Source organism: Staphylococcus sp. EG-SA-2 (assembly GCF_017152085.1).
The window spans coordinates 1-9,357 of sequence record NZ_JACYHC010001282.1 but is presented as its reverse complement, the minus strand read 5'-3'; the positions used below and the strand labels follow the sequence as shown (position 1 = coordinate 9,357).

8 protein-coding genes and 1 pseudogene are annotated in these 9,357 nt (G+C 31.8%); 2 read left to right on the top strand and 7 right to left on the bottom strand.

Features of this window, described 5'->3' with window-relative positions:
* The 6 genes and pseudogenes from IDG60_RS20740 to IDG60_RS20715 all read right to left on the bottom strand — a co-directional run.
* Positions 1–473 (bottom strand): annotated as a pseudogene (locus IDG60_RS20740) (sucrose-6-phosphate hydrolase); the annotation flags it as partial.
* A gap of 148 nt (positions 474–621) precedes the next feature.
* Positions 622–1,572 carry a LacI family DNA-binding transcriptional regulator gene (locus IDG60_RS20735; protein ID WP_000790331.1) on the bottom strand — a complete coding sequence of 317 codons (951 nt, stop codon included), beginning with the start codon at positions 1,570–1,572 and terminating at the stop codon, positions 622–624.
* Positions 1,573–1,754: 182 nt separating this feature from the next.
* Complete coding sequence (locus tag IDG60_RS20730; protein ID WP_001052270.1) at positions 1,755–3,005, bottom strand: ammonium transporter; 1,251 nt, start codon at positions 3,003–3,005, stop codon at positions 1,755–1,757.
* Between the two features lie 207 nt (positions 3,006–3,212).
* Positions 3,213–3,437 (bottom strand): sulfurtransferase TusA family protein, encoded by a 225-nt coding sequence (locus IDG60_RS20725; RefSeq protein ID WP_000581076.1) that lies wholly within the window; start codon positions 3,435–3,437, stop codon positions 3,213–3,215.
* Between the two features lie 59 nt (positions 3,438–3,496).
* Complete coding sequence (locus tag IDG60_RS20720) at positions 3,497–4,576, bottom strand: YeeE/YedE family protein (RefSeq protein ID WP_000266884.1); 1,080 nt, start codon at positions 4,574–4,576, stop codon at positions 3,497–3,499.
* Positions 4,577–4,879: 303 nt separating this feature from the next.
* The gene (locus IDG60_RS20715) at positions 4,880–5,515 is read right to left on the bottom strand and encodes a redox-sensing transcriptional repressor Rex (RefSeq protein WP_001283612.1); all 636 of its coding nucleotides are present in this window, start codon (positions 5,513–5,515) and stop codon (positions 4,880–4,882) included.
* A gap of 252 nt (positions 5,516–5,767) precedes the next feature.
* On the opposite strand from IDG60_RS20715, the gene IDG60_RS20710 reads away from it, so the two are divergent.
* Positions 5,768–7,696 carry an ABC-F family ATP-binding cassette domain-containing protein gene (locus IDG60_RS20710; RefSeq protein WP_000602057.1) on the top strand — a complete coding sequence of 643 codons (1,929 nt, stop codon included), beginning with the start codon at positions 5,768–5,770 and terminating at the stop codon, positions 7,694–7,696.
* A gap of 143 nt (positions 7,697–7,839) precedes the next feature.
* On the opposite strand, the gene IDG60_RS20705 is transcribed toward IDG60_RS20710, so the two are convergent.
* Positions 7,840–7,968 (bottom strand): hypothetical protein, encoded by a 129-nt coding sequence (locus tag IDG60_RS20705; RefSeq protein WP_001792272.1) that lies wholly within the window; start codon positions 7,966–7,968, stop codon positions 7,840–7,842.
* Positions 7,969–8,056: 88 nt separating this feature from the next.
* Between IDG60_RS20705 and IDG60_RS20700 the strand changes: the two genes are divergently transcribed.
* The coding region (locus IDG60_RS20700; RefSeq protein WP_206161133.1) for a MutS family DNA mismatch repair protein at positions 8,057–9,357 on the top strand (1,301 nt) is incomplete at its 3' end.

Here is a 9,357-nt window from a genome sequence, read left to right as displayed (position 1 = left end):
TGGCTAATTACTGGCTTTGGAAACTTTTCAACTGAACCGTCTTCTTTCAATCGTGCGATCATCTGACTCGCATGTCGTTGCCAATGATTATCTCGATGATTTCCTGTGTACATATAATATAAATGCCCGTTATATTCAAAAGCGCTACCGCTATAAACACCATGGCTGTCATATTTAGTATCTGGATTTAATATTGGCCCTTCAGGTTTAAAGTTTATTAAGTCATCACTCGTGTAGTTATACCAATACTTTAAGCCATGTACTGCGCCTAATGGGAACCATTGATGTGAAACATAATACTTCCCTTTATAAAAAATAAGTCCGTTGGGATCATTTAATAAACCTGTTTCTGGTTGTATATGAAATTGTTGACGAAATTTTGATTGATCAACTTGTTGTTTTAATGTTTTAAAATACTCAGTATCAACGTCCTCGATTCGTTGATAACGTTCTTCTCTAGTCCATTCGGTCATAATATTTACCCAGTCCTCCTTTTATAATTTATGCTGTTAACAATTTATATTCTATTATAGCAAATTTTACCTACGTTCTTTAACTTTTAACCTATCCATTTATAGTTATATGGTATCGGTTCCACATTTGTTTTAAAAAATACAGCGTCTAAATATTAACATCTACTGTGACGCTATATGGCATATCTTGCTTTTTAAGCATCTGTTGTATCTCTTCCATCGCGCATTGGCCAGCTTCAAAATAATTATAATGAATTGTTTTTATCGATGGAGACACTAATTGTGTCATTGGGTCACCACCAAAACCATATATTTGATGTGGTTTCATAACATCATTTTTATCAGAATAATATTTATAGGCAGCTAATGCAATCGTATCAGTTGCTCCAACAACCGCATCTACTTGCTCCACATTTTCCAAAACATTTGCAACATCTTTTTGTGCTTCCACATAAGTAAAATTTGTTTCATGTATATTAGGTTTAATTTGGTATTTAGCTAACTGGTCAAGTAAACCACGTTTTCTATGTATACCAACTGCAATATCTTTTTCACTTACACTAAACACTTCAACTTGTTGATATCCCTGTTGACCAATCCATTCGCCTATAATTTGACCTGCTTTATAATCATCATGCACAATACTATGAAGTTGTTCATGTTGTTGACCAACAATAACGATTGGTACATTCATTTTATTAATGACTTCAATATGTCTCTCTGTTATGTCTGTAGCCATTAAAACAATACCATCTACTTTACTGCGTGCTAATGTTTCAAGCGCTTGTATTTCTGCTTCGATATTTAAACCTGTGTAATTTAAAATTAATTGTGATTCATATTTTTGGCATTGTTTTGCCAATCCTTTGATTGTTTCATCTACTGCATATGAATTCATTCTAGGTATAATGGCACCAATAAGGTGTGTTTGTCTCGCTCTTAAACTTTGAGCAAATTGATTCGGTTGATAGTCATGTTCTGCTATAATTCTTGTTAATTTTTCACTTGTTTTTTTACTGACAGATCCATTATTTAAAAATCTAGATACTGTGCTTTTTGAAACGCCTGCCAATTTGGCAATATCAGATATATTTTTCATACTTATTCACCTATCATTATTTGTGACACTTAGCCTTATTTTAGCATATGTGTAACCGCTTTAAATAATATTTCTGCTTCTTTCATAAAAAGATTTCAAAATAAAACTTTTGTATAACAAAATGTCCCAACATCAACCTTTAGTTAAATGTCAGGACAATGAATATTCTATGTAAATATATTCTAATATCGAATATGTTTATTGAATCTATTTAGCTCACCTTCAAAGTAAGCATGTTCACCGTGAACAATCTTGTCTAATCCTATATTCGTTTCTTGTTCCGTAACAGATAATGGTGTAATTAATTTAATTACTTTCGCAATAATAAACGTCATGACGATACTAAAAATTACAACTGCTGTTACACATAATATTTGTACAAGTATAATATGTATGTCACCAGTATAAATAAAGCCATTCTCAATGTCAGGATTGGCTTTTTTACTTTGGAAAACTGCTGTTAAAACAGCACCAATAATACCACCAACACCATGAATACCAAATGCATCTAATGCATCATGATATTTTAGTTTTACCTTGATGTAATTAATGACAATATAACAACAGATACCTCCTATTAAAGCCATTATTGTTGCACTAAGATATGTTACATATCCTGCTGCAGGAGTAATAACAACTAATCCTGCTAATGCACCGAGTAAAAGTCCAAGTAAACTTGTCGTCTTTTTAAAAATATATTCTAAAATTAACCAACCTATAGCACCTGCACTGGCTGAAATGACAGTATTTGTAAATGCAAGCATCGCAATATTATCAAATGTAAAAGCACTACCTACATTAAATCCATACCAACCAATCCACACGAATATACCGCCAATCAACGTAATGATAAGATTATGTGGTGTTGATTCAGAATGTTTGTTTCCTTTTCCAATCATAATAGCTAATACTAAACCAGAAACACCTGATGTAATATGAACAACCGTACCTCCAGCGAAATCTAATACACCGAGTTTATTAATCCAACCGCCGCCCCAAACCCAATGTGCTACTGGACTGTATACAAGAGCAGTCCATATTACTACGAATAATAAATAAGGAATAAACTTCATTTTCTCAGCGATTGAACCAGATAAAATAGAAATTGCAATCGTACAAAACATCATTTGAAATAACATAAACAAAGCGAAAGGAATATGTGGGCTAATATCTTCTTGAGTCGCAAAACCTACATGATTAAGAAAAGTATATTCCCAATTTCCGAACCATAAATTCCCATTCCCAAAACTAATTGTAAAACCAACTGTTATCCATACAAATGTAACAAGCACAATTGCTGCCATACTTTGCATGACAGTATTAAGCGCATTTTTAGATTGAACTAACCCACCATAAAATAAACTTAATCCTGGTGTCATTAACCAAACTAATAATGTACACAAAAACATAAATATCGTATCGTTAAGATTCATACTTACCACTCCCTTGTTTTCATAATAATCTGACAATTTATAAAAAGCAAAAATGCGTTAAGTTTTATTACATCTTTTGAAATAAAATATGCCACACTATATAAAAATGATTTCATGAACTAAAACAAAAAAGACTACTTACTCACTTTTAAATTAGCGGAAGTAGCCATAGAATCTAATATCTATTTTATTGTTAAAATGATAACGTTAAACTTTTTGAATTGTAATTGTCCATGAAGCATTATCAATTTGTTCATAGTTTGTTATAGGATAACCATTTTCTGCAGCCCAATTTGGAATGGCTTCCGTCGCTTGCGTGCAATCAAAATCAATTTTTAATTCATCTCCAGATTGCAATGTTGCCATTTTCTTTTGCGCTTCAATTAACGGAAATGGACATACCATTCCTACTGTACCTAATTCGTGTATCATAATTATTTCTCCTTTTCCAATCACTTTTATTTGATCAACATCATTTGCATAATAATCTTCTATACTATTTGCGTTTGCTGTTTAACCTTTGCGGATTGTTGTTGTACTTTTTTCATTGGACGAACAAAGATAAAATGACTCATTGTCCATACACCAACTATCATCGATGCTAGCGCAATCCATCCTTGCCAAGTCATCGTTGCCGTTTCAACCAAACCGTTACCGATAGAACAACCACCAGCAACTGACGCACCAAATCCCATACATATGCCACCAATGGCACTGTTTCGTATTGTAATCTTGTCTGGCAATCGCCATTTAAATTCTCTTGATCCTCTAGCTGCAATATATGAACCAATGAAAATTCCTAGAACTAAAAAGACACCCCAATCAATAAATTTAGTTTCACCTGTAATCAAAAAGTGTACTAAATTTGCTGAAGGCGTTGTTATACCTAAACCGTCATTTCTTCCAGTTGATGCACTCATTGGCCAAGCTAAGAGTGCGATAAGTCCAATTACAATTGCTGCAATAAATGGATGGTATCGTTTTTCGAAAAGGTAATATCTAATACCTGTATAACGTTGCTTTAGTTTTGGAACAGCAACTCGAACTTTCTTATTATTGAGTGTTCTTACAACTAGAAAAATGGTGATTATAGTTAATATAACGACTAATCCCCAAAACGGAATGCCAGTTGTTTGAGACATATCACTATTTACATTCGTTGGTTGATTAATTTTATCCATTACTGGCTTTAAAATCCCTGTTTTAGTGATTGCTGCAGTAACAGCATATAATACTAATGCAATCCAACTACCAATTAGCCCTTCACCAGCGCGATACCAAGTACCTGTTGCACACCCTCCAGCCAATACTATTCCAATTCCAAAAATAAAAGAACCTATAATTGTTCCCAATATTGGAAAACTATGTGCAGGAATTTGTAAAATATCTGTTGCCGTCAAAATCAATAATCCTATACTTTGAATAGTAATAGCGATTAATAATGCATAGAACATCTTATTATTCTTTTGCACATACATATCTCGAAAGCCACCTGTTAAACAAAATCTTGTTCTTTGCATGACAAAACCTAAGAGTCCCCCGACAATTAAGCCACTAAAAATCATCCACATAATCCTAACCCCTCATTTCCGATAAGTTTAGTATGTATTATAGGTGATGATTTTCTTGTTTTCAACCTTATACACAATATTTTTGATATTTATATTATATTCATATAAGGAAGGCGATTAATTACGATTCATCATTATATCTCTACGTGTTAATTTATTAACCTATACTATATTTATCAACACAACAGTTTTTCCTTTCATTTTCAAACATAACAGAAAAAGCCTGAGACATACTTAGTCCCAGACTGTTCTATAATTAATTAAAGATATAACAAGGTTAATCATTCAAAGCTAACATCACATTTATTCACTGTAATTTTTCATAAAGAATAATAATGACTGTAATTCTATACCTAAGTCAATTTGATGTACTTGCACATCTGAAGGCGTATTAATTCTACCAGGAGTGAAGTTTAAAATACCTTTCACACCAGCTTGGACGAGTTCATCTGCAACTTTCTGTGCAACTCTTTCTGGTGTAGTTAGAATCACAACATCTATTTCTTCCTTCTTCAATGTTGTTATTAATTCATCGTTATCTTTTACAATAACGTTCCCTATTTTCTGGCCAATAACATCTTCTTTTACGTCAAACGCTTCTGTAATCGTCATATCGTCATGTATTGAAAAGTTATATGTGAGCAAAGCTTTCCCTAGGTTCCCAACTCCGACAATTGCGATTTTGATCATGTCACTCTCGCTTAGTTCAGATTTAAAGAAATCCAATAAACTATCTATATTATATCCGTACCCTTTTTTACCTAATTCGCCAAAATATGAAAAGTCACGACGAATTGTTGCCGAGTCAATTTGTAACGCATCGCTAATCGCTTTTGAATTTACACGATCTATACCTTTAGATTTTAATGAACTGACAAATCTATAATATAACGGCAAACGTTTTAAAGTTGCTCGAGGAATTTTAACTTGGTCACTCATTCGCTATTTCCTCCTTCGTGTTTGAATGAATTATATCTATGTATTCAAACGAGTTAGAGCGTAATTGTTAGATTATTAAAAAACAAATAATTGATTACAATGAATACCTAAATATTATACATTATTGAATTTTAAAAATAAATATCTTAGTTTCAAGACGGCGTTTTATACTGTAAAATGGTTATTAATGTAATAATTACGACTTTTTTCATAAGTTAATAAAATTTGAGAAAGACGAAAGGTGAAGATCGAATGATACTTTTACAACTCAATCATATATCAAAATCGTTCGATGGTGAAGATATATTTACTGATGTTGATTTTGAAGTAAAAACTGGTGAACGAATTGGTATCGTAGGAAGAAATGGCGCCGGTAAATCAACATTGATGAAAATTATAGCTGGTGTAGAAAACTATGATTCTGGAAATGTGTCAAAAATTAAAAACTTAAAACTAGGTTATTTAACTCAACAAATGACTTTAAATTCTAATGCAACAGTTTTTGAAGAAATGTCAAAACCATTTGAACATATTAAACGAATGGAAAGCTTAATCAAAGAAGAAACAGATTGGTTATCAAAACATGCAAATGATTACGATAGTGATACATATAAAACACATATGTCCCGTTATGAATCTTTATCGAATCAATTTGAACAATTAGAAGGGTATCAATATGAAAGTAAAATTAAAACAGTACTTCACGGGTTAAATTTTAGTGAAGAAGATTTCAATAAACCTATCAATGATTTTAGCGGTGGCCAAAAAACACGTTTATCTTTAGCTCAAATGCTATTAAACGAACCTGATTTATTACTTTTAGATGAACCTACTAACCACTTAGATTTAGAAACGACAAAGTGGCTTGAAGATTATCTACGTTATTTTAAAGGTGCAATCGTCATCATCAGCCATGATCGTTACTTTTTAGATAAAATAGTTACTCAAATTTATGATGTGGCTTTAGGTGATGTCAAACGCTATGTTGGTAATTACGAGGAATTTATACAGCAACGGGATTTATATTATCAAAAACGAATGCAAGAATATGAAAGTCAACAAGCAGAAATAAAACGATTAGAAACTTTTGTTGAGAAAAATATTACCCGTGCTTCAACAAGTGGAATGGCAAAAAGTAGACGTAAGATTTTAGAAAAAATGGAACGCATTGATAAACCAATGTTAGATGCCAAAAGTGCAAATATTCAATTTGGCTTTGACCGGAATACAGGTAATGACGTCATGCATGTAAAAAATTTAGAAATCGGTTATCAAACTGCAATTACCAAACCTATCAGTATAGAGGTCTCTAAAGGCGATCATATAGCAATCATTGGGCCAAATGGTATTGGAAAATCGACCTTAATTAAAACTATTGCTAATCAACAAAAAGCGCTTAATGGCGATATTACTTTCGGCGCAAATTTACAAATTGGTTATTATGATCAAAAGCAAGCAGAATTTAAATCTAGTAAAACGATTTTAGATTATGTGTGGGATCAATATCCGTTAATGAATGAAAAAGATATTCGAGCAGTTCTTGGACGTTTCTTATTTGTACAAGACGATGTTAAAAAGATAATTAATGATTTATCTGGTGGTGAAAAAGCACGTTTACAACTAGCACTACTTATGTTGCAACGTGACAATGTACTTATTTTAGATGAACCTACCAACCACCTCGATATAGATTCAAAAGAAATGTTAGAGCAAGCACTCCAACATTTTGAAGGAACAATACTATTTGTTTCCCATGATCGTTACTTTATTAACCAATTAGCAAACAAGGTATTTGATTTAACAATTGATGGCGGAAAGATGTATTTAGGAGATTATCAATATTACATTGAAAAAGTTGAGGAAGCCGAAGCGTTGAAAGCGCACCAAGAAGAACAGTCAGTTAACGTACAAGCACATAAAAAGTCTATGGAACAATCGTCGTATCATAACCAAAAAGAACAAAGACGTGAACAACGCAAACTTGAACGACAAATATCCGAGTGTGAAAATGAAATAGAAACTTTAGAGACTACTATCTTACAAATAGACGAGCAATTAACCCAACCAGAAGTGTATAACAATCCACAAAAAGCAAACGAATTAGCTATCCAAAAACAAGATAGCGAACAAAAATTAGAACACGCTATGTCTAAATGGGAAGAATTACAACAAAAACTATAAAAATATACATAACTCTAACTGTAAATTCGCTATAGTTAGAGTTATTTTTTTACAAATTTTAATTTTTTTATTCACAATAAAAACGCTGATATTATAGCTATCCACAGACTTATCCTAGTTATCCACAAGTAAATTAACACTAATCAATTATTTATTTTCTGTTTTCCCACCTGATATCCACAATAAATGACGTTATCAACACCTTTTATCCACAAGTTATTCACTCTTTGTTGATAAGTACGCATGTTCTCTATTGACATTGTTTTTATCAAAATTCATTGTTAAGACACTTTCTTTATGAAATAATAATATTATTGAAGTATATTTTTATTATTATTAAAAATAAATAAGGAGATACTTATGAGCACAAATCAAACATTTTTAATATTTGTTATAGCAATTATTCTACTTACATCTGTAATAGGAATTGTTGGACGATACATGAGTCGTCAACGTCTATTAAAATCTATGGAAACATTATGGCAAACGATTTCTCCATTAGAAGCTTTTATCAGACCGAACTCACATTTCGACTATGAGTATAAGCTCTACAAGGAAAAATTTGAATCACATTCATTAGTTGATGATAAAACTTGGTCCGACTTAAATATGAATGCAATTTTTCATAAGATGAATTATAATTTAACAGCTATTGGTGAAATGAAGCTATATGCCTGTTTACGTGGAATGCTTTCAATTACGAACAAATCATTACTTAGTTTATTTAATGATAATGCTGAATTTAGAAAAAACGTAACATATCATTTAGCTTTGATTGGTAAAACTGTTTATCCAACATTTCCAGACCAAATCACACCGGTAAAACGTCAAAATATATTGTTTCTATGCCCGTTTTTACCAGTTATCTCATTTGCAGTTATATTTATTAATTCACAAGTTGGTATTTTATTATTTCTTATGAGTTGCCTATTTAATATCATTTTATCAGCAACTTTAAAGCGTACATATGAGGATGACTTAAAATCTATCTTTTATGCATCCAATGTTTTAAAACAAGGCTATACTATCTCAAAAATTAAACATGCTCCACAACCTGAAGTCAATTTTAAGCAATTTAGAACAGCACGTCATTTAACGAGTGTTTTAGCTGAAGTTAATGATGAAGATATCGGAGCTATGGTAATTAAACTAGTTAAACTTATTTTCATGCTTGATTATGTTTTATTTCATTCAATTCAAAAAAGCTATACAACACATATGAATGAGCTTAAAAATTGTTTCGATTACATAGCTGAATTAGATAATCATTATGCATTAGCAATGTATCGTAGAACGCTAGAATGTTATACTGAACCACAAATTGATGATACAAATGATGGCATAGTATTCTCTGAGTTAACACATCCACTCATAGCAGATGCAGTAGCCAATGATTTCTCACTTTCACAAAATATACTGTTAACTGGGTCTAATGCTTCGGGTAAATCAACATTTATGAAATCCATAGCAATAAACATTATTCTTGCATCGGCTATACAAACAGTTACCGCAAGCAAATTTGTATATCAACCTGGAATTGTGTTCACGTCAATGGCAAATGCCGATGATGTGTTATCAGGCGATAGTTATTTTATGGCTGAATTAAAATCTATTAAGCGTATTGTTGAAATTCCAGATAATCAAAAAATATACTGCTTTAT